Source organism: Chitinophaga rhizosphaerae (assembly GCF_003958645.1).
Taxonomy (GTDB): Bacteria; Bacteroidota; Bacteroidia; order Chitinophagales; family Chitinophagaceae; genus Chitinophaga; species Chitinophaga rhizosphaerae.
Genome location: NZ_RXLO01000001.1, coordinates 641,466 through 666,189, shown reverse-complemented (window position 1 = coordinate 666,189; position 24,724 = coordinate 641,466). Strand labels below are relative to the sequence as shown.

At 56.7% G+C, this 24,724-nt stretch carries 23 protein-coding genes and 1 pseudogene; 12 read left to right on the top strand and 12 right to left on the bottom strand.

The features are described from left to right. Window positions 1–35 precede the first annotated feature (35 nt). On the bottom strand, window positions 36–968 hold the full coding sequence (locus tag EJ361_RS02630; protein ID WP_126243784.1) for a phosphoribosylaminoimidazolesuccinocarboxamide synthase: 933 nt from the start codon (window positions 966–968) through the stop codon (window positions 36–38). An 81-nt stretch (window positions 969–1,049) separates the two neighbouring features. Between EJ361_RS02630 and EJ361_RS02625 the strand changes: the two genes are divergently transcribed. Together EJ361_RS02625 and EJ361_RS02620 are read left to right on the top strand one after the other, a co-directional pair. Further along, on the top strand, window positions 1,050–1,304 hold the full coding sequence (locus EJ361_RS02625) for a hypothetical protein (protein ID WP_126243783.1): 255 nt from the start codon (window positions 1,050–1,052) through the stop codon (window positions 1,302–1,304). Between the two features lie 5 nt (window positions 1,305–1,309). Next, the gene (locus EJ361_RS02620; protein WP_126243782.1) at window positions 1,310–1,984 is read left to right on the top strand and encodes an MgtC/SapB family protein; all 675 of its coding nucleotides are present in this window, start codon (window positions 1,310–1,312) and stop codon (window positions 1,982–1,984) included. Window position 1,985: 1 nt separating this feature from the next. Here EJ361_RS02620 and EJ361_RS25970 read toward each other — a convergent pair whose 3' ends face one another. The 4 genes and pseudogenes from EJ361_RS25970 to EJ361_RS02605 form a co-directional block, all read right to left on the bottom strand. Beyond that, the gene (locus tag EJ361_RS25970; protein WP_394344725.1) at window positions 1,986–2,471 is read right to left on the bottom strand and encodes an EamA family transporter; all 486 of its coding nucleotides are present in this window, start codon (window positions 2,469–2,471) and stop codon (window positions 1,986–1,988) included. Between the two features lie 6 nt (window positions 2,472–2,477). Continuing rightward, window positions 2,478–2,687: pseudogene (locus EJ361_RS25965) on the bottom strand (EamA family transporter); the annotation flags it as partial. A gap of 21 nt (window positions 2,688–2,708) precedes the next feature. Then, window positions 2,709–2,891, bottom strand: a complete 183-nt coding sequence (locus EJ361_RS02610; protein ID WP_126243780.1) for a hypothetical protein — start codon at window positions 2,889–2,891, stop codon at window positions 2,709–2,711. 47 nt (window positions 2,892–2,938) lie between these two features. Beyond that, window positions 2,939–4,558, bottom strand: a complete 1,620-nt coding sequence (locus EJ361_RS02605; protein ID WP_126243779.1) for a hypothetical protein — start codon at window positions 4,556–4,558, stop codon at window positions 2,939–2,941. Window positions 4,559–4,675: 117 nt separating this feature from the next. Between EJ361_RS02605 and EJ361_RS02600 the strand changes: the two genes are divergently transcribed. From EJ361_RS02600 to EJ361_RS02575, 6 genes are all read left to right on the top strand, one after another. Then, on the top strand, window positions 4,676–5,563 hold the full coding sequence (locus EJ361_RS02600) for a decaprenyl-phosphate phosphoribosyltransferase (RefSeq protein WP_126243778.1): 888 nt from the start codon (window positions 4,676–4,678) through the stop codon (window positions 5,561–5,563). After that, window positions 5,563–6,894 (top strand): FAD-binding oxidoreductase, encoded by a 1,332-nt coding sequence (locus EJ361_RS02595; RefSeq protein ID WP_126243777.1) that lies wholly within the window; start codon window positions 5,563–5,565, stop codon window positions 6,892–6,894. The genes EJ361_RS02600 and EJ361_RS02595 overlap by 1 nt, the downstream gene beginning before the upstream one ends. A gap of 32 nt (window positions 6,895–6,926) precedes the next feature. After that, complete coding sequence (locus EJ361_RS02590) at window positions 6,927–7,658, top strand: SDR family oxidoreductase (RefSeq protein WP_126243776.1); 732 nt, start codon at window positions 6,927–6,929, stop codon at window positions 7,656–7,658. Further along, on the top strand, window positions 7,655–8,248 hold the full coding sequence (locus EJ361_RS02585) for an HAD-IB family hydrolase (protein WP_164714052.1): 594 nt from the start codon (window positions 7,655–7,657) through the stop codon (window positions 8,246–8,248). The genes EJ361_RS02590 and EJ361_RS02585 overlap by 4 nt, the downstream gene beginning before the upstream one ends. Window positions 8,249–8,358: 110 nt before the next feature. Then, window positions 8,359–8,799: a MauE/DoxX family redox-associated membrane protein gene (locus tag EJ361_RS02580; protein ID WP_126243774.1), complete on the top strand. Its 441-nt coding sequence runs from the start codon at window positions 8,359–8,361 to the stop codon at window positions 8,797–8,799. Window positions 8,800–8,894: 95 nt separating this feature from the next. Then, entirely contained in the window at window positions 8,895–10,667 is a 1,773-nt protein-coding gene (locus EJ361_RS02575; RefSeq protein ID WP_126243773.1) for an ABC transporter ATP-binding protein, read from the top strand. Between the two features lie 40 nt (window positions 10,668–10,707). Here the strand turns inward: EJ361_RS02575 and EJ361_RS02570 are convergent, their stop codons facing one another. The 5 genes from EJ361_RS02570 to EJ361_RS02550 are packed head-to-tail and all read right to left on the bottom strand — an operon-like array spanning window position 10,708 to window position 15,541. Continuing rightward, window positions 10,708–11,463 carry a LytR/AlgR family response regulator transcription factor gene (locus EJ361_RS02570; RefSeq protein ID WP_126243772.1) on the bottom strand — a complete coding sequence of 252 codons (756 nt, stop codon included), beginning with the start codon at window positions 11,461–11,463 and terminating at the stop codon, window positions 10,708–10,710. Window positions 11,464–11,472: 9 nt separating this feature from the next. Next, window positions 11,473–12,483: a sensor histidine kinase gene (locus EJ361_RS02565; protein ID WP_126243771.1), complete on the bottom strand. Its 1,011-nt coding sequence runs from the start codon at window positions 12,481–12,483 to the stop codon at window positions 11,473–11,475. 12 nt (window positions 12,484–12,495) lie between these two features. Then, entirely contained in the window at window positions 12,496–12,690 is a 195-nt protein-coding gene (locus tag EJ361_RS02560) for a hypothetical protein (RefSeq protein ID WP_126243770.1), read from the bottom strand. A gap of 45 nt (window positions 12,691–12,735) precedes the next feature. Beyond that, window positions 12,736–13,359: a hypothetical protein gene (locus tag EJ361_RS02555; RefSeq protein ID WP_126243769.1), complete on the bottom strand. Its 624-nt coding sequence runs from the start codon at window positions 13,357–13,359 to the stop codon at window positions 12,736–12,738. 13 nt (window positions 13,360–13,372) lie between these two features. Next, window positions 13,373–15,541 (bottom strand): TonB-dependent receptor, encoded by a 2,169-nt coding sequence (locus tag EJ361_RS02550; protein WP_164714051.1) that lies wholly within the window; start codon window positions 15,539–15,541, stop codon window positions 13,373–13,375. A gap of 190 nt (window positions 15,542–15,731) precedes the next feature. Between EJ361_RS02550 and EJ361_RS02545 the strand changes: the two genes are divergently transcribed. Beyond that, entirely contained in the window at window positions 15,732–20,903 is a 5,172-nt protein-coding gene (locus EJ361_RS02545; protein WP_126243969.1) for an AAA domain-containing protein, read from the top strand. Window positions 20,904–20,985: 82 nt separating this feature from the next. Here the strand turns inward: EJ361_RS02545 and EJ361_RS02540 are convergent, their stop codons facing one another. Beyond that, window positions 20,986–22,359, bottom strand: coding sequence for an exonuclease domain-containing protein (locus EJ361_RS02540; protein WP_126243767.1), 1,374 nt, complete (start codon window positions 22,357–22,359; stop codon window positions 20,986–20,988). Between the two features lie 174 nt (window positions 22,360–22,533). Here EJ361_RS02540 and EJ361_RS02535 point away from each other — a divergent pair, with 174 nt between their 5' ends. From EJ361_RS02535 to EJ361_RS02525, 3 genes are all read left to right on the top strand, one after another. Next, window positions 22,534–23,112: an outer membrane beta-barrel protein gene (locus tag EJ361_RS02535; protein ID WP_126243766.1), complete on the top strand. Its 579-nt coding sequence runs from the start codon at window positions 22,534–22,536 to the stop codon at window positions 23,110–23,112. Window positions 23,113–23,336: 224 nt separating this feature from the next. Continuing rightward, entirely contained in the window at window positions 23,337–23,570 is a 234-nt protein-coding gene (locus tag EJ361_RS02530; protein ID WP_126243765.1) for a hypothetical protein, read from the top strand. Window positions 23,571–23,612: 42 nt separating this feature from the next. Next, window positions 23,613–23,867: a hypothetical protein gene (locus EJ361_RS02525; RefSeq protein WP_126243764.1), complete on the top strand. Its 255-nt coding sequence runs from the start codon at window positions 23,613–23,615 to the stop codon at window positions 23,865–23,867. Between the two features lie 97 nt (window positions 23,868–23,964). Here EJ361_RS02525 and EJ361_RS02520 read toward each other — a convergent pair whose 3' ends face one another. Next, window positions 23,965–24,684 (bottom strand): SRPBCC family protein, encoded by a 720-nt coding sequence (locus EJ361_RS02520; RefSeq protein WP_126243763.1) that lies wholly within the window; start codon window positions 24,682–24,684, stop codon window positions 23,965–23,967. Window positions 24,685–24,724: the final 40 nt, after the last annotated feature.

Below are 24,724 nucleotides of genomic sequence, written 5' to 3'. Positions count from 1 at the left end.
AAAAGGGAGCAGCGTTTCGGCTGCTCCCTTTTATATTAACCCATTTTGGAGAGGGTTTCGAGGATGACCTTTTCCTGGTCTTCCCGGCTGAAGTCTTCTTTCTTGAATTGCTGGCCGGTGATGTTCTCGAACAGCTCGATGTAACGCTCGGTTACGCTGTTAACGAACGCATCGGTCATTTCCGGTACCTGCTGGCCTTCTTTGCCCTGGAAACCGTTTTCCATGAGCCATTCGCGTACGAACTCCTTGCTGAGCTGCTTTTGCTGCTCGCCTTTCGCCTGCTTTTCTTCGTAGCCTTCGGCGTAGAAGAAGCGGGAAGAATCGGGTGTGTGGATTTCGTCGATCAGGTAGATGGTATCGCCGATCTTACCGAATTCATATTTGGTATCAACGAGGATGAGGCCGCGTTTGGCCGCCAGCTCGCGTCCGCGTTGGAACAGGGCGAGGGTGTATTGTTCCAGTTTTTCGTAGTCTTCCTTGCTGACCAGGCCCTGGGCGATGATTTCCTCGCGGGAGATGTCTTCATCGTGGCCTTCGTGGGCTTTGGTGGTGGGGGTAATGATGGGGGAAGCGAAGAAATCGTTCTCCTTCAGGCCTTCCGGCAAGGTGACGCCGCAAAGTTCGCGTTTGCCGCTTTTGTAGGTGCGCCATGCGTGACCGGTGAGGTTGCCGCGAACCACCATTTCCACGGGGAAGGTTTCGCACTTCAGGCCCACGGTAGCATTGGGAAGGGGGACGGATTTCACCCAGTTCGGTACGATGTCTTTCGTTGCGTCGAGCATAATAGCCGCGATCTGGTTCAGCACCTGCCCTTTGTAGGGGATCGGGCGGGGCAGCACTACGTCGAATGCCGAGATACGGTCGCTCACAAACATTACCATCCATTTATCGCCGATGGTATACACGTCCCGTACCTTACCTTTGTAAAAGGCCGTCTGGTTCGGAAATTTAAATGCAGATTCTAACATTCCGGTTTATTTTAATAGATTACCTGTTTGAATAGTGCTGCAAAAATAGGCCAGCCGGGATTAAAAAATAAAAGCTTTTTTATGGACAGCCAAAACCCCTCCTATCAGCCGATCGATTGTAACTATTACGACCGCCTGGAAGCCTGGGCCACGCTCCGGGAACCCGTGCTGCTGGAATTCCTCGACGATTCCGGACGCCCCCAGGCGGAAACGGCCGTTATCCGCGACCTCTACGTCCGCAACAAGGCAGAGTTTTTGCTGACGGATGCAGGCAGGGAGCTGCGGCTCGACCGCCTCGTGGCCGTAAACCATCTCCCAGTACCCAAAACCTGTTGAACCCGATGACTGAATTTCATATCGAATACGCCATGATCGTGAAACTGGCCGTTGCCATGCTGGCCGGCTTCCTGCTGGGCCTGGAAAGGGAAGTGAAGCGCAAGGCCGCCGGAGTGCGCACCATCACCCTCATCTGCATGAGCTCCGCCCTGTTCAGCATGCTGAGCATCCATTTCGGCGGCATGCAGTCGGGCGACCGTATCGCCAGTAACATCCTGACGGGTGTAGGCTTCATCGGGGCGGGCGTTATTTTCAGGGGGGGATTTACGATTGACGGCATCACCACCGCCGCGGTGATCTGGATTTCCGCTGCCATCGGCATGGCCATCGGCGTCGGGAAATACGACCTGGCGGCTTTTGCGGTGTTTTTTACGCTGTTTACATTGTGGGTATTCAGCATATTCGAGCGTATCATCCAGCGGCGGCACGACCGTAAATACTACGCCATTCAGTATACCGAAAGCGCCCTCAGCCCCGAATCCCTCGAAAACATCTTCCGCACCCACCGCCTGAATGCACAGAGCATTTCCACCACCAAGACCATAGAACCGGGCTCTGGCCGTATCATATATGAAGGGAAATATGAACTGATTGGCAGCGCCGCCCGCCTCAAAGCCGTCAACGACGCGCTGCTGGCCAATATGGACGTGATCCGTTTCGACGTGGAGCTGGCCAAATAGGTTATTTTTTCCGAAGGGTCATCAACACCACCCCCGCAATTACGACCGCCGAGCCGAACATGGCATGCGGGGCGAGGGTTTCTTTCAGGAACACCCAGCCCAGGATCACCGCTACCACAGGGTTTACATAAGCATAGGTCGCTGAAACCTGCGGCGGCGCGTTGTTTACCAGCCAGCTGAAAGCCGTATAACCCACCAGCGAACCGAAAACCACCAGGTACCCGATGGCCAGCCAGGTGCGGGCCGTCATCTCCCCGACCGAATGCCATTCCCCCCGCTCCAGCACCACGCTCATCAGGGCCGTCACCACCACGCCAGACAGCATCTGGATGGCAGACGAAGTCAGCTGCGGCGGCGTATCCAGCCGGGGGCTCAGCAGCGAGCCGTAAGCCCAGGCAATGGAACCTGCCGTGAGCACGGCGATGGGCCAAAGCGGATAATTTCTCACCACATTATCGGGATGGAGGAGGTAAAACGGGTCGAAAATGAAGAAAAGCCCGGTAAAACCCAGGACAAGCCCCCATACAGTAAGGTGGGACGGCCGTTTCTTGCTGAAAAACAGCCAGTCGAGCCCGATGAACCAGGCCGGCAGCGCGGCGATGAACAGCGCCACGAGGCTCGAAGGCATATACGCCAGGGCAAACGCCACGGAACTGTTCCCGATCCCGATGAGCAGCACCCCGATGATCGAGGCGTTTTTCCATTGAACGCGGGTGGGCCTTTGCTATTCCACGGTAAAACCAATCCCCATCATGAGCCCGCCGGCGAGTATGAACCGGAGAACGGACAGCAGGAATGGCGGCAGCACTTCCGTGGCGATTTTCACGCCGAGGTACGTGGAGCCCCATAGCACATAGACGAGGCTCAGTGCCAGTATGAGTTTGGAACGATTGGAACGTTGTTGCATGGTTTTCTGCCCGGCAAGCACCGGCACGCAAAGCTACGCTTCCTCCATCACCTTACAAATACTTCGATAATGGCATTCGTTGGCCGGCGCGGTGCGTGGAACGAGTCGATCTGGCGGTAATGCTGCTTCAGCTCGTTGCGCAACGCCCAGGGGAAGAAGTTGTTGAGCGTAGGCGCGTATTCGTACAAAATGAGGTCGTAATGCCTGTTGCGCACCTTTTCCGTATAGTCGGCCAGTTGTTTGTTGAACATGGCCACGCCCAGGTGGTGCCACAACGGCACTTCCGGGCCGGTTTCCTGCGTATAGCCGATGGCGTGGTCGAGCGGGGTGAGCTCGGTAAGGTTCAGCACTTTGGCGGCTTTCCCCTTTTTCACTTCCGGGAGCGCCATCACGCGGTCGATACCCGCAACGGTAGACGGCGGCATGTAGATTTTACGGAATTCGGGGAGCGACGAGAAGGTCCATTTGCCGGTGGGCACATCCGTGGTATCGAGGTTTACCATGAAGTTATGCCGGTTCACGACGTTTTCTCCTCCGGGAACGGCGGCTACTTCTTCGGTGTGGCTCAGCTGGCTGAGGATGCGCTGGATGTATTTATAATAGGACGCCGACCACCATAGCAGTATGGCCGTTGCGGTGAGCAGGAATGGCTTGAGATTTTCGAAGCGGACGGCCGAAATGTCGTACATCCGGCTGAAGATGAACGCGATAGCGAATCCATGGAAGAAGATGTTATTGTCGGGCGGTGTGTAGCTGGTTACCTGGAAGAGCGTGGCTTCCACGAGGATGCCCACCGTCAGCAGGAGGAACAGCATGAGCTCCCGGTTTTGCCAGAGCGAACGGATGTTCTTGATGGCCGGGAACATTAGGATCACGATCAGGGCGAAATAGAATTTGATCCATTGCGATTCCATCAAAAAGACATCGATGAAATCCATCAGGGCCAGGCGCGACGAATGCGGCGGCTGCCCGTGGTTGAACCAGTACCCGAACCCGTACTGCGCGGCGGGAACGATGAAAATGCAGGCTACCAGGACGTAGCTCCCCAGGAACCCGGCCAGCTCCTGCCAGCGGCGGGCATGGAGGCTATGGTAGCCCAGGAGCGCCAGGGCCAGCAACAGGGCCAGCCCGCCACCGTCTTGCTTGGTGAAGAAGCTCAGGAATGTGAAAGCCCCCGCCAGGAAGATCGCCGGCCATTTCCAGCGCCCGCTTCCCAGGCCGCGGAACAGGAACGCCAGTCCCACGAGCTGGTAAATGATCACGGTATTATTGTACCAGGGCCAGAAATTAACGAAAGAATACGACAGGACGAACACGATGACCGACAGCAGCCTCACGCCGGGGGACACACGCATCTGCTGCAAAATGTACCGGAAACTGAGCCCGCCCAGGATATTGAGGAATACCTGCGCCTTTACCAGCGAGATCATCTGCGGACCGAACAGTTTGAAAAACAGCGCCGGAACGATCCAGTACCCATACCCCAACGGCATCCCGAAATCGCGGTAAGGCACCTGGCCTTCCGACATACGGTATGCACCTTCCCAGGACAGGAAAATATTGACCCGGTAAGGAAATGTCGCGAATAGCGGAACGCAGGCCAGTCCAACGATTAACAGGCATTCCAGTATCATGGCCCGGCGCGGTGTCAGGAAGGGATTCGACATGTTGGGGAAGTGTTTCTGGGTAAAAGTAAAACTAGGTAATGTAAATTTAAGGTAGCAAATCTAGCGACAATTCCTGATAAACATTGTATTTTGCGCCTTGTTTAATTGTGTAATCCCGTGCAATACTTAAAACTACTCCGCCCGAAACACTGGGCCAAGAACCTTTTCCTTTTTATTCCCTCCTTCTTTGCGGGCGAAATTTTTTCGATGGATAAAATGGAGATGCTGGCTTTGGCGTTCGCCAGTTTTTCGCTCGTGGCCAGCAGTATTTATGTGATCAACGATTACATGGATATCGAGGCAGACAGGGCGCACCCGGTGAAAAGGAGCCGTCCGCTCGCTTCCGGCGCCGTATCTCCCACGGCCGGCCTGGCGATCTTCGTGTTCGTAGTGCTCGCGGGCTTCGGGCTGGCGGCGCTCATCAGTTTCAAGTTCATGTTCGTGCTGGGGATCTATTTCGTGCTCAACCTGGGGTATTCTTTCGGGCTGAAAAACGTGTCCATCCTCGACATCCTCATCCTTGCCTCCGGGTTCGTGCTGCGGGTGAAGGCCGGCGGCGTGGCGGCGGATGTCGCCATTTCGGAATGGCTGAATATCATGGTGTTCCTCCTGGCCGTGTTCATGGCGTTCGCCAAACGGAGAGACGATGTGCTGCACAAGCTCCAGTCGGGCAAAGACCTCCGCAAGGCGTCCAAAGGGTATAATCTCGATTTCCTCAACGCCTCGCTGGCGGTCGTTTCCGCCGTGATCATCGTGGCCTATCTCATGTATACGATGAGCCCCGAAACCATGGCCCACTTCAAAACCTACCGCCTTTACTATACCAGTATTTTTGTTATTGCCGGATTATTACGATATTTGCAAATAACTTACGTCGACAACGACACCGGTTCTCCCACCAAAATCCTATACAAAGACCGCTTTATTCAACTAACCATTCTCCTGTGGATTCTAAGCTTTTATGTGATCATTTATTTACCGACGAATAAAAGTTTTTTTGAATAATGCGAAAAAACATATCGAATTGGGGCAATTATCCCGTATTGAACTGTGAAGAGGTCTCCTTCTCCATGGAGGAACAACTGACGCAGTACGTAAACACCCACGACCACGTGATCGCCAGGGGAAACGGCCGCTGTTATGGCGATGCGTCGCTCGGCGAACATAGCGTTTCCACTTTGCGGTTCGACAAGGTGTTGGCGTTCGACGAAGAGAATGGCGTGTTCGAATGCCAGTCGGGCCTTACGCTCGACCAGATCCTCGACATCATCGTTCCCCGCGGCTGGTTCCTGCCCGTAACGCCGGGGACCAAATTCATAACCATCGGCGGCGCCGTGGCATCTGACGTACATGGCAAAAACCACCATTCCGAAGGTTCCTTCAGCAATCATATCGTTTCCATGAAAGTGTTGACCGCTAAGGGTTTGACGGAATGTTCGCCTGAAACGGAGCCCGATCTTTTCTGGGCCACCTGCGGCGGGATGGGATTGACCGGTATCATAACAACCGTAAGGTTCACGCTGAAGAAGATCGAAACGGCGTATATCCGTCAGAAGCAGATCAAGGCCAGGAACCTCGATGAAGTATTGCAGCTTTTCGAAGAACATAAACATTATACCTACTCCATGGCCTGGATCGATTGCCTGCAAAAGGGCGATTCCTTCGGCCGGAGCATCCTCATCGTCGGCGAGCATGCTACCAAAGACCAGGTGGCCGCCAAAGCGGCGAAAGCGCCCCTGGAGCTGCCCCGCAAAATGAAGCTCACCGTACCTTTCAACCTGCCGGGCTTCGTGCTGAACAACTTCACCGTCAAGCTTTTCAACGCACTGTACTACGCGAAGAATACCAAACGCGTCATCGAAAACACGGTGCCGTACGAGCCTTTCTTCTACCCGCTGGATGCCATCCTGCACTGGAACCGCGGTTACGGGAAAGACGGGTTCGTGCAATACCAGTTTGTGCTGCCGATGGACAAGAAAGACGGGCTGGTGGCCATTCTGCAAAAGATCAGCGAAAAAGGCTGGGGCTCGTTCCTGGCGGTGCTCAAAACCTTCGGGAAGCAGGACGATCTGATCTCCTTTCCCATGGAAGGCTATACGCTGGCGCTCGATTTTCCCGTGCGCAACGGCCTTTTCCCGTTCCTCGACGAGCTGGATGCGCTGGTGCTGCAATACGGCGGCCGCCTGTACCTGACGAAAGACGCCAGGATGCAGGAGCGCGTGTTCTGGGACAGCTACCCCAATGCGGAGCGTTTCCGGGAAATCGTGAAAACCTGGAACCCCGCCGGTAAATTCAGGTCCGCACAATCCGACCGGCTTAATTTTCAATTCGCATAAACAAACGGGTGGATAAAACCCGACCGAACAATATGCCTACCGTATTAATCCTGGGCGCCGGGTCAGATATCGCAGTTGCCCTCGCCCGCCGCTACGCCGCCGCAGGTTTTACCCTCCAGCTGGCCGGCCGGAACCCCGAACAGTTGCGCCCCCTCGAGCAGGACTTGCGCATCCGGCACCGCATCGCCGTTACCGTGCATGCTTTCGACGCGCTCGACTTCACCTCCCACGCCGGTTTTTACCGCGCGCTCCCCGCTCCGCCGGATGTGGTGCTTTGTGTGTTCGGCTACCTCGGCTCGCAGGAAAAAGGCCAGCAAGACTGGCAGGAAGCTTCCCGTATCCTCCATACCAACTTTACCGGCGCCGTGTCTATCCTCAATATTGTGGCCGAAGACATGGCCGCACGGGGAAAAGGCACGATCATAGGGATCAGTTCCGTTGCGGGAGACCGCGGCCGGATGAGCAATTATCTCTACGGCAGTGCCAAAGCTGGCTTTACGGCGTATCTTTCCGGCCTGCGCAACCGCCTGTGGCATTCCGGCGCACACGTGATGACCGTGGAACCGGGGTTCGTGGCTACGCAGATGACCGGGCACCTCGCACTTCCGGCCTTGCTCACCGCGCAGCCCGGCGAAGTGGCCGATGATATTTTCAAAGCGGCGGAAAAGAAGAAAAACGTATTGTACACGAAGTGGTTCTGGCGATATATCATGATGATCATCAAAAACATACCCGAGCCTATTTTCAAAAAGAAGAAACTGTGAAGCAGGCGATCGCATTTTTCGATTTCGATGGTACCATTACTCGGAAAGACACCCTTTTCGAGATCATCCGTTTCCACAAGGGGCCGGTGGCGCTGTATACCGGCATGGCCCTGCTGTTGCCCCTGCTGGTACTCTTCAAATTGAAAGTGATCGGAAACCAGCGGATGAAGGAGATCGTCCTGAAGTTTTATTTCAAAGGCATGCCCCTGGCCGAATTCCAGGAAAAATGCGACGCCTTTTGCAAGGAGCGGTTGCCGGCGTTGCTGCGCCCGCGGGCGGTAAACGCCATCGCCTGGCATATTTCCGAAGGCCATACCGTGTTTATCGTGACGGCTTCCGCGGAAAACTGGGTGCAGCCCTGGGCCGAAAGAGCCGGGGTGCCCGTGTTGGGATCGCGGCTGGAGGTCGTGAACGGGCGGTTGACGGGAGCGCTCGCCGGGAAAAACTGTAATGGGGAGGAAAAAGTGTGCCGTATCCGCGAAGCCGTGAAACTCACGCCGTACCAGGCCGTTTATGCCTATGGCGACAGCAGCGGCGACCGCGAAATGCTGGCGCTCGCCCAGCATAAGGGCTTCCGGGAATTCGAGTAATGATGGTGGAATGCGAACACATTCGTATCTTGACGGCAGATTTCATTATTTTAGGCATGTTTGTCAGCTTTTGATGAATAAAATTCCACCCAGCGATATTCGCTAACTATATGCGCAAATTTTCCGAAGCCGGTATCCATTTCCCGGCTGCCAACCGATTGCGGAGCCTGGTGCTTCGCCAACTTTACATAGACATCGCCACCGGCCTGCTCGCCGTACGGCTGGCTTACGCGGCTGTCACGGGGTTCCTGGCGCCGGGGATTTTCCATATGCGGCTGAGCCGGTATGATACCTGGCGGATGTTCGCAGATGAACTGGTGCTGACGGTCCCTTTCACCCAGGCCGCGCTCGTTCTGTTGCTGGCCCTGGCCCGGACGAAGCAGGCCGGGCTGTACGGTTCCTTCGCCATGATATGCTTCACGTTCATCCTCCCCCGCAGCCTGCGCAATGGCTGGAATACCCCGGCGGCAGACCTCCTGCTGGCCGGAATGGCCATCGTGGCGGCAGTGCTGGAAGGAAAGATGCGGGCGATGAGAGTAAGAAATGCCTGATAATCAATAAATATCGCGAAGAAGAAATTCGTCGGTCCCTACAATATTTCCCTTTCCCACCCGTCTTCTCCATCAGGAATCGTTAATTTCATTATATGGAGGAACAGCAAAAGCGCGCAAAATTTTCATTTGACGGTATTCGCAGGGCATCCCGGTTATACCAATATGCCAAACCCTACCGCTGGCAATTCGCCGGAGGGCTGGTCATGCTGATGCTGTCGAGCGCCACGAGCCTGGCTTTCCCGAAGCTCCTGGGCGATCTGATCAACGTGGGGCAGGCCGGGGAACTGCATTTGCATATCAACCGCATCGGGCTGATGCTCGTGGCCGTGCTGGCGCTTCAATCCATCTTTTCCTTTTTCCGCATCCGCATTTTTGTGTCGGTCACCGAAAAAACCGTGGCGGCGCTCCGGCAGGCCACCTATTCCCATCTCATCCGCCTGCCCATGAAATTCTTCTCGGAAAGGCGCGTGGGCGAATTGAACAGCCGCATCTCCTCCGATATTTCCCAGCTGCAGGATTTATTCACCACCACGTTGGCGGAATTCCTCCGGCAGGTGATCACCATCATCGGCGGCATCGCGCTGCTGGCGTATACAAGCTGGCAACTGACCCTGTTCATGCTCGCCATCGTTCCCGCCATTTGCATTTTGGCCGTGGTCTTCGGGAAATTCATCCGCCGGTTCAGCAAACAGGTGCAGGGGCAGATCGCGGAATCCAATACCATCGTGGAAGAAACGCTGCAGGGGATTTTTAACGTGAAAGCCTTCGCGAACGAGTTTTTCGAGACCGGCAGGTATAAGGCGAAGACAGACGAGGTCGTGAAAACCGGCATCAAATCCGGGACGTACCAGGGCATGTTCGTATCGTTCCTCATTTTCGGGCTCTTCGGCGCCATGGTGGCCGTGATCTGGAAAGGCGTGCTGATGATCGGCGATGGCTTTGCCGTGGGCGACCTGTTCTCCTTCGTCCTGTATTCCGGTTTTATCGGCGGATCGATTTCCGGGCTGGCCGAGATCTTTACCCGCATCCAGCGCGCCCTTGGCGCATCGGAGCACCTCCTCGAAATCCTCGACGAACCGGAAGAAAAGATTCAGCTCATCCCTCCTGCTGCCCGCCGCCAGCATTTCAACGGCGAAATCCGGTTCCAGCACGTAGGTTTCCAGTATCCTTCCAGAAAAGACCTTCCCGTGCTGCGCGACGTGAGTTTCCACGCCGAGCCCGGCTGGCAGGTGGCCCTTGTGGGGCCCAGCGGCGCCGGCAAATCCACCATCGTCAACCTCCTGCTGCGGTTTTACGACCCCGCGGCCGGGCATATCTATATCGACGGCCAGGATACCCGGGAATACGACCTTTCGCTCCTCCGCTCCCAAATGGCCGTGGTGCCGCAAGACGTGTTCCTGTTCGGCGGCACCATCCGCGAAAACATCGCTTACGGCGATACCACCGCCTCCGAAGAAGCGATCGTGGAAGCCGCGCGGCAGGCCAACGCCTGGGAGTTCATCCGCCAGTTCCCCGAAGGCCTCGATACCATCGTGGGCGAACGGGGCATCCAGCTGTCGGGCGGGCAGCGGCAACGCATCGCCATCGCCAGGGCCGTACTCCGCAATCCCCGCATCCTCATCCTCGACGAAGCCACCTCCGCCCTCGATTCCGAGTCGGAAAAACTCGTGCAGGAAGCGCTGGACAAACTCATGGAAGGCCGCACCTCTATCGTGATCGCCCATCGCCTCAGCACCGTTCGCCGCGCCGATATGATCCTCGTGCTCGATAAAGGCGGCGTGGTGGAATCGGGCACGCATGAAGAGCTCATGCGGAAGTCGGAAGGACTTTACCGCGGGCTCAGCGAACTACAGTTTTCCCATTGATTATTACTGGAAAAAGACATCACCTGTATCCCGGACCCCGTCAACCGAACCAGCTACGGAACGCGGCTGCCTTGTCTTTGCTCACCGTTACCGGCGGCCATTTCCCGGCCTTGAAGTGTAATGTGAGACGGCTCGTATCATCGGTCTTGTAACCAGCGAGCCATGTGCGGTTGACGATGAACTGGCGGCTGGCGCGATAGCATTGCTGCGGATCGAGCAGTTCCTCGATCTCGTCGAGCGAGCGGTAATCGGTGATCCAGTTGCGGCCATCGGCATGATGGAGATAGATCACCTCATTTTTGGAGAACCCCGCGATCTCGCCTAACGGGAACACATATACGCTTTTACCGGAATGGACGGTGAACGATTCCTTGAAAAGCTGCTTCTGTTGCTGGTGGCGGACGAACTGCATCAGTTCGCCCATGAACTGCGGGCTGGCATATTTATCGCGCAATACGGCATATTTCCGGAAGGCGGCGGCAAGTTCGTCGGGGTCTATGGGTTTGAGGAGGTAATCGATACTGTTGATCTTGAACGCGCGGATGGCGTATTGATCGTAAGCCGTCGTGAAAATAACGGGAACGGCGGGTTCGAGGTGATGGAACAGGTCGAGGCTGATGCCGTCAGACAGCTGGATGTCTGCCAGCACCAGATCAGGGCCCGCCTGCAGGAACAGCTCCGCTTCGCGCAGGCTGGCTACCGGGCCGATGATCTGCCATTCCGGTTCCAGTTCCCGTACCTGTTTGATGAGATGCGCAGCCACGAGGGGCTCGTCTTCCAGGATCAAAATTCGCATAATTCAATTTTAAGAAAGCGGCAGCGCCACCGTGAATTCCGCCACCCCGTCTTCCACCCTGACCTGCCTGGCAGAAAGGAACGTATATAACTGTTTCAGCTGCTCAAGGCCTTGTTTATCTGAAGCCGCCAACTGCTTGCGGATCTGCTTGTTATTCGAAACGATGATGTAATCGTCTTGTTCGTATATGCGTATGCGTAATGGATGGTCGGCATGTATTTCGTTGTGCTTGATGGCATTGTCCATGAGCATCTGCAGCGTCACCGCTGCGATGCGCCTGTCCATCAGCGATGCATCCAGCTCAATATCAACCACCAGCGCCGTGCCGAATCGAATTTTCTGTAAGGCGATGTAGTGATGGAGCATTTCCAACTCCGTTTGCAGGCTCACCATATCCTTGTCGCGGTTCTGCAATGCGTAGCGGTATACCTTGGAAAGATGGCGGATGAACTGCGACGCCAGGTCGGGATTGGAATGGACGAGGCTGTCTAGCGACGTGAACGCGTTGAACAGGAAATGCGGGTCTACCTGGTTTTTAAGGTGGAGGAACTGCAATTGCATCTTTTCCCTGACGAGCCTTTCTTCCTTCAAGATGCCTTCGCGCCAGCGGTTCGTGTAATATTGGCCGATCAGCGCGAGGTTGATGGTGATGGATACGAAATTATTGATGGTGGCGATCATGGCGGATGTGAGCTGGTCGATCTCGATTTTGAAGTTGGACTGGATGATTGAAAAAACGATGCTCCGGATCACGTAGATCAGGATGGTTCCCAGTACGATTTGAAGAAAAATACGCCCGGCGTCGCTTTTCGTGAAAGGGAATACTTTGTCGAGCAGCTTATGTACGCCCGAAAGTACCGTCCAGACGAATTGGGTGACGATGATCACCGGGATGCTCGTTAGCAGGTGGCGGCCTATGGTCATATCGGGTACAATGCCCTGCCGGATCGTCCAGGCAATGACAACGAACATGAAGGTAACCGCGATGCGGACAGCGTATTTTCGAAGGAAGGCTTTCATCTTTCGGCTAATTTAACAAGTGTTTTTTAATCCATTGGCTTTCCATAACCAGAATCCGGAAAGAACGATAAGGGGGAAGAAAACGAACCTGACCGCGCCGGCGGCATACGGCAGTTCCGCGACAGGGCCGTAGATGAACCCGATGATGGGAATGCTGAACAGGATGTGGACCCATCGGATGATTTTGCGTTCGGTAGATGCTTTCATGCTGTTGGTTTTAAGGGAGGAAGGCCCTGCCTTCCTCCCCGTGGATTACTGCAACATTTGCTGGCATTCGGTTTTTCCCCACTGTGGCGCTGTGGCCGATGCCGGCGGTTCGTTGAAATGGTGGAGGGCTTCGGTGAAAAGGGCTTTCGCTTTGTTCTTGTCGCCGCCCCAGAGCGCGGGCGTGTGGAATTTGATGTGGCCGTCGAGGTACAGGGCCCGCGGGTTCTGCGGGTCCAGTTTCCGTGCCTGCGCGAGGTATTTTCCGGCGATGGGCCCGAACTTGCGGCCGTTGGTCATGGGATCGGCTTCGACCTTGCTCCGTTCGATGAAGCTTTTCACGGTGTAGATCTCCGACATTTCTTTGGCGTTGCCCGCCGGAACGAGCGCCTCCGCATTGGCGATCTGTTCTTCCGCAAGGGCGCTCAGTGCCATGGCTTTCTCCTTCTGCAGGAAAGCCAGTTTCATGTTGGCGACGGCAGCGTAGTACGGCGGCAGCCACGATTTGGCGTCGGCCGAAGCCAGCCGCTGGAAAGTGTTGGCCAGGTCCTGGTATTCTGCCGCGGTGCGCGCGGAATTCAGTTTGGACACGGCGCTCTCCAGTTGCGGACTTTGCGCACTGGCGGCCAACATTGCAAACAGGGCGATGACGATGGTGGTGATCTTTTTCATGTTATGGATTTTGTTACAAATTTTCGTTGAGGTAATCTTCCGTCCGGTCGATGCCCAGGCTCATGAAGATCCCGATGAAGTAATTTCGTGTAGCCGGTAAGGTTACCGGCGATCTGTTATTGCCGTCGTAGCTGAACGTGTACCCGAACACCTGCCTGGTTCCCAGCAGGTTGTTGACGCCACATGCAATTACGGTGAAGTCTTTCTGTTTCCATTTCGGGAAGAGCGACAGCATGTGCGCCAGTCCGAGATTGACGACGTTGTACCCCTTGGTGGTGCCCTGCTGGCGGATGGCGCTTCCCGGCGCGAAGTCGTAGTAAGGCCTCCCTGCTGCCAGGGACCACGAGAGATTCACGTTGGTGCTGAGCTTTTCGAAGAACCGTTTGGTGACTACCGACAAAGTGTGCGGCGCGGCGAAATCGGGTTGCAGCGGCATGGGGAAATCGAGGTGATCGCGGCGGGTGTGGAGATAGCTGTAGCTGACCCAGTAATCGAAATTGCGGACCGACTTTTTATCGCGCCAGAACATTTCCAGTCCGTTCGCGTAGCCGGAACCGTTCATACCGATGTCAGGTTCCGTTTTGAGGAGGCGGTCGTATTTTTTGTAGAACGCCTCCGCCCGGAAGAGCCTTCCATTTTCCTTCCGCGTGTAATTGAGGATGTAATGGGTGGCTTTGGCTTGCGGCAGGAAGGGCGCTTCCGCCCGCCAGCGCCTTTCCGCCTGCTGGAAGTACATCCCCCAGGCCGCGTTGAGCTGGGAATTGGCGCCCGTCCGCACGGCGAGGCTCAGGCGGGGCGCAAGGTCTCCCCGGCCGGAGAGCCGGCTGAATTCCCATCGTGCGCCCGTTCGCAGGGCCACGGCATGATGCAGCCGCCACGCTCCTTCCGCGAATGCGGCATACAATTCATCCAACTCGCCGATCTGTACTTCCGAACCTGCCAGCAGCAAATGTCCGCCGCCGAGATAACGGGTGATCGCGGCCTTCCCCTGCAGCGATCGCTCACGGCTGCGGATTTCGGCGGTTTTACTTTCGAAGGCCGCACCTTCCGGATGAACACCTGCCTTATCCTGTCCTGTTACACCCCGGCTAATGTCCGCGCTGTTGTAATTCAGCGATCCCCCCAGATCCAGGCGCCAGTTTTCTCCCGGGCGGCTCCGGTGGCTGAGGTTGAGGTAAATATTCCGGTCGGTAGATGCGAAACGGTCCAGCAGCGCGGCGCTGTCTACATCTTCGCGGTAGAGTTCAGATTGATGGAAACCGAAGTTGGCGTAGATTTTCAGCATGCCGGTCTTGCCCGTTTTGGCGCGGAAATTCGCTTCCGTGACGGAGTAAGCCGGACCTTTGGCGTATTCCGGATTTTGGGGAACGGCTTTGGCGTAGTATTGCCAGGACATGAACCTCGTGCTGAGCCCTATGCTGCTGTTGCCGTTCTTCGCCAGTTTTTGCACGCCGGCCACCGCCACCATGGGCGATATCCCGATCACGGCTGACGATTTGTCTGGCAGGTCCTGCGTTTCGAGGATGAGCGCGCCGCTGAGGCCCTGGCCGTATGCGGCGGAATACCCGCCGGTACTGAAAATGATGCCGTCGAACAGGAAAGGCGATGAAATGCGGTTGAACTGCGGCAGCCCGGGCATGGCCGCGAAATACGGCGAAGGCACCAGCGTACCGTCTACGAACTGGCGGGTTTCGTTCCCGGCGCCTCCCCGTACGAAGAGCCCTTCCCTTTCCCCGATCTGCTGCGCACCGGGCAGGGTGCGCGCAGCATTGGCCACATCGCCGCCGTTGCCGGCCACGGAAACCACGTCCATGGCGGTCATGACGGCGCCTTTGTTTTTGTCCCCGGCGGAAAAGGAGCCGGCGGAAATCACGACGGGTTGCAGGGACGAGGGGTCGATGGCCAGCGCGATGCGGATGTCTATGCCCGGAGTGGCTTCCATGGTGGCGGGTTTGTAGCCGATATAGCTGGCCGTCAACCGGTAAGGTGCAGGCGCGGAAGTGGTGAACCGGAACCTGCCGAGGCTGTCGGCCGTGGCGCCGTCCGCCGTTCCGGCTAGGATGACGCTGGCGCCTTCCAGCCCGCGGCCGGTTTTATCCGTGACGCGGCCAATAATCTGCTGCGCGGATGCGTTATAGTGAGCTAAAAGCCCCGCCAGGGCCAAAAGGCAAATGGTTTTCATTTCCGTTGCTTTTCCATGCAAATTACCGGGCATGGGGCCCGTGGCCCAACGGGATGCAGCGAGAACGAAATATTCGACATCGAAGCGGAAAATGAAGGCGATTTCGGTTTGAGGCGGCGGGGAAATTGGTAATTTTGGGCGGCCGGAAAACGAACCCCCGGCCCCAGGCGCTTAATTTTTTACCTTGACGATGATCTCATTCCGGCAGTTCCTGCAAACTGCCTTCCAGCACGGACCATACACCACAGACGACGTTATCGCGGCCGTACTCCCGCTTTTCCGCGACGTACAGGCATTGCACGACGAAGGCCTCGTGGCTCCCTTCGGCCCCGAATCCGCCATCCAGGCCACGGCCCGCACCCTCCGGCTCAACCCGGAAGGCGCCCTCCCGCCACAGGAAGCCGCCGATAAGGTAGATGCCCTCTTCAACGGGCATAATCCCCACTTCGATGTGATCGATAAAGTGCGGCTGCCCGAAGGCCAGGCGGCGCAATCGCTCCGCATACATACGGATACGGCTCAACCGCTCCGACACGCCGCCTACATCCCGGGTTTCAACAGCTACGAAATGCTGCTGGGGCATCACGACGAACAGACCGATATCTTCGTGCTCGGCCTCGTGCTGGCCAGCCTCGCACTGGGGCTCGACCTGCACGATCCGGAAACGCTGCAAACCCTCGTGGCGCAGCGTGAGCGCCCCCTCCTCCATAAAAACCTCCATCCCGCCCTCGGCACCCTCATCACCGAAATGACGGAACTGGAGCGCGGCAACAGAACGCCCGATCTGCGCGAAGCCATTCACCGGCTCGAAAATTACCGTGACTTCGACCCCGAAAAACAGACAGACCTGGCGCAGGTAGCCGGCTGGGTAACGCACGACCGCAGCGAGAAGCAACAATTCATCCTCCACAAACTCCGCAACCGGCTGTTCGACATCAGCCGCCGCAACCGCCTGCTGTACTACAAACCCAATTCCCGCTTCGCCAACCTCACTTTCGGCAGCGTTCCCATGGTACTGCACCACCAGAGCATCCGGCCGGAACTGCTGTTTACCTGGAATGCGGATATCGAATCGAAAGTGGTGGCCATGGGCGATTTGTCCCTCAATAAATACCTCCGTTTCGAAGACCATCCCTATTTGCCTGCCGTGCTGAACAAGATCAGGCTGGAGGCGCAGCGCGACGTGCAGGAATTCGGTTTCTCGCAACTCAAGCTGGTAATAGCTTTCCTGAAATGGCACAACCTCGCCGAAGAACCGCAGGAAAGCATCCACAGTCCACTGTTGCTGCTGCCCGTGGAATTGAAAAACAAAAAACAGACCGGCGGCGATCAATATGTGCTGACGGTGACCGATAACAACGCCGAAGTGAATCCCGTGCTGGCCAACCGCCTGCGGGAACTGTTCGGTATCGAATTGCCGGACGGTGTGGACCTGGAAGACATGTCGCCCGAGGTGTTCTGCGATCACATCCGCCGGCAGGTGGAGGGCGCCAACCGCGGCATCGTGCTGCAATATCTCCGTAAGCCCCGCATCCGCCTCATTTACAAGGAAGCGCGCGAAACCGCCGAGCAATACCGGAAAAAGACCAGCGGCGCGGAAGTGCCGAAGCCGAAAGACGCGCCTGCCGAACCGGACGAGGTAACCGAAAAGGAATTGTTCGAATGGGCGGAAGCCGAAGCGAACCCATACCGCTGGGAGTTCGACGCCTGCCAGGTGGTACTGGGGAATTTCAACTACAAGAAAATGAGCCTGGTGCGCGACTACAACGCCGCCATCGAGCAGCGGCACCGGCATGGCGTGTTCGACCATCTCTTCAGCGACCATCCGCGGCCGCTGGCGGAAGAAACGGAACTGCCGGCCCTGCCCGAAGAATGGTTCCACGTCATACAGGCCGATCCTACGCAAACGCGGGCCATCCTGCAAGCGCGGAAAGGCGAAAGTTATATCATTCAAGGCCCCCCGGGAACGGGCAAGAGCCAGACGATCACCAACCTCATCGCCGATTTCGTGGCGAGGGGGAAGAAAGTGCTGTTCGTTTGCGAGAAACGCGCTGCGCTCGACGTGGTATTCCATCGCCTGCAGCAACAGGGGCTTTCGGATTTGTGTTCGTATATACATGACAGTCAGGGCGACAAGCGCGCTTTCATCAAAGACCTCAAGCAGAGTTACGAAGCCGCCCTCAAGCCGGACACCGATCTCCACACGATCACCCTCCGCCGCGATGCGCTGCTGCACAACCTGCGCCGGCAACTGCAATTGTTGCAGGAGTTTCACGACACGCATGCAGATGAAACCGAATCCGCCGGCGTTCCGGTGCGTACGCTCATCGAGCGGCTGTTGTCGCTAAAACCGCTGATCCCCGCCACCGACGCGGAAACAGAGGAAATCGTGCCCGGGTATCTGCAGTGGTTGCAGTTCGGTAACGTGGTCGAACAGTTGGGACAGGCGCTGGAAGAGACGGGCGCCGAGCCGGTGTTTGCCAGTCACCCGCTGAGCCGGGTCAATGAATCTGTGTTCGCGTCGCCGCAGCCCATCGGCATGCTGAAACAATTGACGGCAGACGCGCTGGCGCTGCTGGAGGCGCTGCAATCGGCCAGGGAACATGCTTCCCGGTTGAACGAGCTGAAGGCGCTGGTGCTCCAGGCCACGTTGCTGTTGCCTTTGGCGGGTGCGGGGCTGTTGCGGTTGGTGGACCCGTCGCATCCCGATGCGCAGGCGTTCGAAAAGCGGTTCGCGGAAGTGAAGGGATTGCAAAAATCGGCCGGGGAAGCCGCGGCGCAGAACACGGGCTGGCGGCAGAAATTGTCGGTGGAAGATACGGTTACGGGGCTGGAAGTGGCGCGCCGGCACGAAGGTTCTTTCTGGCGGTTTTTGTCAGGCAGATGGCGCCGGCTGAACAGGACGCTGCGTGCGCAATACGATTTTGCTGCGCGTGCGGTGCCTCCGTCCGCCGTATCCATTCTTGAACAACTGCAACACGAATACGAAGCGGCGGCAACGGCCTCCCGCGCCCGGCAATCCCTCGAATCGGATTACCGCATTTCCCAACTGGAAATGACATGGCTGGCGGTGGAAAGGCTGCGCGGGAAACTGCACGAGCCATCGCTCCAATATCTCCTCCATCACCCGCAGGCCGCCGACACGGTAAAGCACCTCGCCGCATTGCAGGAATCCCTTCTCAAACTGGAGTCCCTCCTCGCCCAAACCCTCGCCGACCCGGCCCCCCAGCCTTTCGGTGAACTGGCCGACCTGCTGGAATCCATCCGCCTCAACGCCCCCGCCCTCGAAGAATTGCTTCCCGTGCTGGGCAACTATATCGCATTACCGGGCGATTTCAAATCGGCCCTGCGTAAACTTCCCTGGTCGCCCGGGGAGCTGGAAGCCGGCATGGCCGGGAAATCGCTCCGCCAGCTGTACCGTTCCAACAAAGCCTTCGCGCAGGCTGGCGCGCAGAATGTTGAACAGGCCGTGGGCACGGTAAAGCATTGTTACGGCGAGCTGCTGCAACTCAACGCGGCGTATATCCGCGCCAATATCCGCCGGCAGTTCCTCGAAAACGTGCAGCGCAGCCAGAAAGCCGATGAAGCCTATATGGAAGGGCGCCGTATCCTCGAAAACGAATTTTCGAAAAGCATGCGCTTCAAAAGCATCCGCGAACTTTGCTCCCGAGCAAGCGGCCGCGTGCTGCTCGATCTCAAGCCCGTGTGGCTCATGAGCCCCCTCAGCGTAAGCGACGCCTTCCCGCTCGATCAGCCTTTCTTCGACGCCGTTATTTTCGACGAAGCCTCGCAGATCACGCTGGAAGAAGGCGTTCCGGCGCTCTATCGCGCTCCGCAGACCATCATCGTGGGCGACGAAAAACAAATGCCGCCGACCGATTTCTTCTCCGCCCGCACCGGCGACCCCGACGATCTCGGCGCCGACCCTGTGGACGATGATATCCTCAGCGCGGATGCGGACAGCCTCCTCACCCAGGGCGCCCGCAAAATGAACAGCTATCTCCTCGGCTGGCACTACCGCAGTCACTTCGAAACGCTGATCAGCTACAGCAACCACGCTTTTTACGACGCCGCGCTCCTCACGATCCCCGATCGCAGCGAGCATGCCGCACAGCGGCAGCCGATCAGCGTGGCAGCGCCGTCAGATGCCATGTTCAATATCAAAGCCATTTTCGACCGCAGCATCAGCTACCACCATATTCCGCAGGGCGTCTACGCCAAACGCGGCAATACGGCCGAAGCCGGCTACATCGCCCACCTGGTGCGGGAATTGCTGGGTAAGCGGACCAAAGACAGCATTGGCATCGTGGCTTTCAGCCAGGAACAGCAAAGCGCCATCAACGCCGCGCTCGATGTATTGGCGGAACAGGACCCCGCGTTCGACGATCTCCTCGACGAAGCCATGGCCCGAACCGAAAACGGCCAGTTCACGGGGCTTTTCGTGAAAAACCTGGAAAATGTGCAGGGCGATGAGCGCGATATCATCATCATGAGCGTATGCTACGCCCCCGATCCCCGCGGCAAGATGTCCATGCATTTCGGGCCGATCAATAAAAAAGGCGGTGAAAAACGGCTGAACGTGATTTTTAGCCGCGCACGGCGGCATATGGCCATCGTAAGCTCTATCCGCCACGGCCAGATCACCAATCTCTACAACCCCGGCGCCAACTTCCTGTCGCGCTTCCTGCAATATGCCGAGCAGGTGAGCGCAGGCAATATGAAACAGGCCAGGATGGTGCTCGACGGGCTAACGGCCGCCCGTCCGCAAGGCCGTTTCCGCAGCGGCGATACCGTGGTGCTCCAGGAAATCCGCGAAGCGCTGGAAAAAGAAGGTTTGACCGTTGCCGAACAGGTAGGCCAGAGCGGTTTCCGTTGTTCGCTAGCGGTGAAATCCAAACCCGACGACGCGCAATTCGCGCTGGGCATCCAGGTAGACGACGAAGCATGGTACCAGCACGACAACGTGCTTGAGCAATATTACCAGCGGCCCGCCGTGATGGAGACTTTCGGCTGGCGGACGATGACGGTGTACGCAAAAGACTGGCTGTCGGAACCGGAAAAAGTGGTCGAGGATATTATGAAACGCCTGGGCAAACAGGCGCAAGCCAACGGGAATGCGGTGATGAAGGAAGACGCGTTGCCGGAGGGCACGGTTCGCCTATTGTCCGGCGAGGGCAAACAGGAGAAATTCTGGGAAATAACGGCCACCGGCCCGAAGCTCTTTATCCGCCACGGTAAATCCGGGACGAAGGGGCAGATCGAGGTGAAAACCTGCATCAATGAAGCGGATGCGGAAAAGGAAATGGATAAGGCCATCGCGGAGAAGAAAGCAGCGGGATGGCGGGAGTTGGCTGCCAGCTGATTGAAGAGACCATACCAAAAAATCGATGGCCACCCGGGAGTTGAAGCCTTTCCTGGTGGCCATTGATGGTTATAATTTCAGGTTATGCAGGTACCTGCACCAACCGTCCCGCGTTATTATTCGCGTAAGTTCGTAACAAATTGAGTATGAATTCGTTTTCAGGGTATTGCGTCAGCCAGTCTTTCAGCATGGCGGTATCGGATACGGCTACATCGCGGGGAACGTAGCCCATTCCATAGAATTTCCCTTTTTCCATGAGGATGCAGCTTTGTTCGGTGGCCTGGCGGCCGGCGTCGAGGATGAGGAACGACGGCTGTTGGGATTGCAGGTGGCCGATGGCTTCCAGCACGCGTTGATTGTATTTGTCCGGTTTCTCCTTTTTCTCGCAGGCGCCCTTGCAGGTTTTATCCGCCAGGCCGGTACAGGGATCGGGACTGGTTTGCAGGAAGCATAGCTTCGGGCAAAGCTTGAATTCCCGGATGAGCTGCCTGAGCAGGCTATGGCCTTCGGCCAGGAGGTTGAAGGCGAAAACGGGCGTCGTGTATTTCCTTCTTTTTTCAATGGCCAGGCGGAGGTAGCCTTGCTGGTCTTCGAAAGTATAAAACCCGAATTTCGATTCGATGCGTTTCTGCGCATTGTTGTATTGCGGCCACAACCGGCGGATTTCGATGGATTCCAGGATGAAGGCCATCAGTTCCGTCCCGGTTTTCTCGAAGGTGATACTGTGGATGTTGCGGAGGAATTCCTGGCGTTGCCGGCCGGCGCTGTTTCCCGTGAAATGGCTGGTGACCCTTTTGCGGATGTTCCTCGCCTTTCCCACATAGACTACTTTCCCTTTTTCATTATGGAAATAATACACCCCGGGCGTAGCGGGCAGATCGTCTACATAATCCTGTGAAAGGTGCAGCGGCAGCCATTTGTCTTTCGAACGGGCATTGAGCGCCTGTGCGATGGCTCCCATTTTATCTGCCGCGAGCAGCAGTTCGAAGAGGCGGACGGTAGCGCTGGCGTCTCCCGAAGCGCGGTGGCGGTTCACGATACCGATATTCAGCTGGCGGCAAAGATTGCCCAGGCTGTACGACGGAAAACCGGGGAACACCTTGCGGCTGAGGCGAACGGTGCAGAGTTTTTTCGCCTGGAGCTTGTAGCCGCAGTGGCCAAGCTCGTGGCGGAGGAACGAATAGTCGAAGTTGACATTGTGCGCGATGAAGATCTGGCCCTGGAGAAGGTTGAAGACATGCTCCGCGATATCTTCGAATTGCGGGGCGCTTTCCACCATCTCGTCCGTAATGCCGGTCAGCGCCTGGATGTACCGTGGAATGGGGATACCCGGGTTCACCAGGGTCTCGTACCGGCCGGTGATCTGCATGCCGTCATGCAAAAAAATGGCTACCTCGGTGATCTTCCCCGCGCTGGCGTGCCCGCCGGTGGTTTCAATGTCTACGATCGCGTACATACGGCAAATATACTGCATCGTGCGCAGTGTATCTGCGTAGCGGACCGGGGAAAAACTGCGGGAAGTACTCAATTTCAAAAATAGGTACGGATACTGAGACAGCACACCCCGCTCGATGATATTTTTGCAGCCGTAATCCCAAAAACGTCAATTCATTAAACCATTTATTCAAACATGAAGAGAATTTTTACCGTCATTTTGCTCTGCGGTATCATCGGAGGTGCCAGTGCACAAGACAAGAAGAACATTATCCAGGCCGGCATCGGTTTCGGTAACACCCTCGATTACGCCTCGGGCGCCAAAGGTATGCCCACCCTGAATTTCACCTACGAAAGAATTTTACCTTACAAGGTAGGCCCGGGTTACTTCGGCGCAGGGATCACCGCTTCGTACCGCAGCGTGAAGTACACCGATCATTTTTTTGACTACGAAGACGTGGAAGCGTCCCGCAAATGGAAGTATGCCAATTCCGTGATCGCCCTGCGCGGTGCGTACCACCTCAATTCCGACCTGATCAAGATCGAAAAGCTCGACCTCTACGGCGCCCTCCAGCTCGGCGCGCGCTTCTGGTCCAGCAAGGTAAGCGGCGGAACCGGGGATTACGGCGATGCGAACTTCAAATCCAAAGACACCGATTTCCACGTAGGCTTCATCGCCGGCGCCCGTTACTTCTTTACGCCCGGCTTCGGTGTGTATTCCGAACTGGGATACGATGTAACCTGGATCAAGCTCGGTGTGGCCGGCCGTTTCTAACGGATCGGTATCCTGTTTTCATAGCCAGACGAATTTTCCCGGTCGGTGACGCCGGGAATCAAGGGCAGGCCCGTTCCCGGCAAGGGGGCGGGCCTTTTAGTTGCGCCAATTACCCACTCTGTACCACTCCTTCCCTATCTTTTCCTGCTGTTGACGGCCCATGCGCATGGATCGGTATTTGACGGTTTTTACCTGAAATCATTCATCACCAAAACCGTTATACCATGCAACAGAAAAAGAAATGGCAGGACGGACAGGCGCCTGCAAGGAACAATCCGCTCAATACAGACTTCCGCCCCGGCGGCGAAGAGGAAAGATGGCCGGAAGACCCCCAGGCCGAAGCTTTCACTGAGAAAGATGAAGAGCCCGGAAGCGCCCGCAGCCGGCCCGGCTCGGACGATGAATTGTTCGATGACGATGAATGGGAACGCATTATCCGTGAATACAAAATCTATTAATTTTCAATCATATCTTATTGATAACCAGTAAATATCACGCACATGAAATCGACGATCACTCCCCTGAGCGTCATCACCGCCTTCGTGGTGGTAGCGATGACCCAAGCATGGAGCGCCTCCGGCGGACTTTCCACCGCCGCAGGATCAACGCCTTATGTTCATTGGACAGACACCGTTCCTATGGAACCGGGTGATACCACACCAAAAAAGGAAAAGAAAAAGAAAAAGGACCGCAAGGAACGCGAGGATACGTCCAACAAGCCGCGGCCCGATACGTTCCGGACCTTTAGGCCATAGCATACAGGATGTTCGGGATTACATGAAAATGGCTGTTCCCAATGCGGGAACAGCCATTTTTTCGTTTGGGTTAGTGATCCGGAGATTTGCCTACCAGCTATCCGCGGCCCGAATTGTCGGGCGCGGGCACCTCTTCCAGGTGCTGTTTGAAACGGATGATATCATGGCGCACCAGTTGCGCGAATGCAGGGTTCATCAACCTTGCCAGCCCCGCGCCCATGAATCCGGCGGGCGGGCGATAGGTGAAGGTGACCAGGATTTCGGTGCCGCCGTTTTCCGTATCCCGGAAGCGGACCTTGCCGGCATTGGCGATTTCCGCGCCTTCCAGCGAGCGCCAGGCCAGCTCTTCGCCAGGCTTGTCTTCAGTGATCTCGGCGTCCCACTCCAGCTTCATATTGCCGGCCAGCTTGATCGTCCAGTGCGAAAGTCTGGTGTCGAGCACCTCCACGTCATCGAGATGCGCCATGAAAAGCGGCAGGTTGCTCAGTTGGCGCCAATACGCGTATACTTCGCCCCGCGGGCGTTCCACGATCAGCGAGGTACGGATATTGACGGCACGGGCGTGTTTGGGCCTTTGCTCATCGTCTATCGCCGCGGTGATGGGGCAATTGCCGGAAAGCCCCCGGTACAGCAGATACCCGCCCACCAGCAGTTTCCCGATGTTTTTGACGGGCGATCGCTTCATGCCGGAAAGCGCCAGGTAAATCAACGAGGCGCCGGCGGCCGATGAAAGCATCCTGCCGGTTTTGGAAACATTGATGACGGTCGATTTTTCGTACAGCGTGCCCGCGCGCGGGCGGTTGTTATTTGGATGCATAAGCTTGTTTGTGAGGGGAAGTACTGTAGTTATAACACCG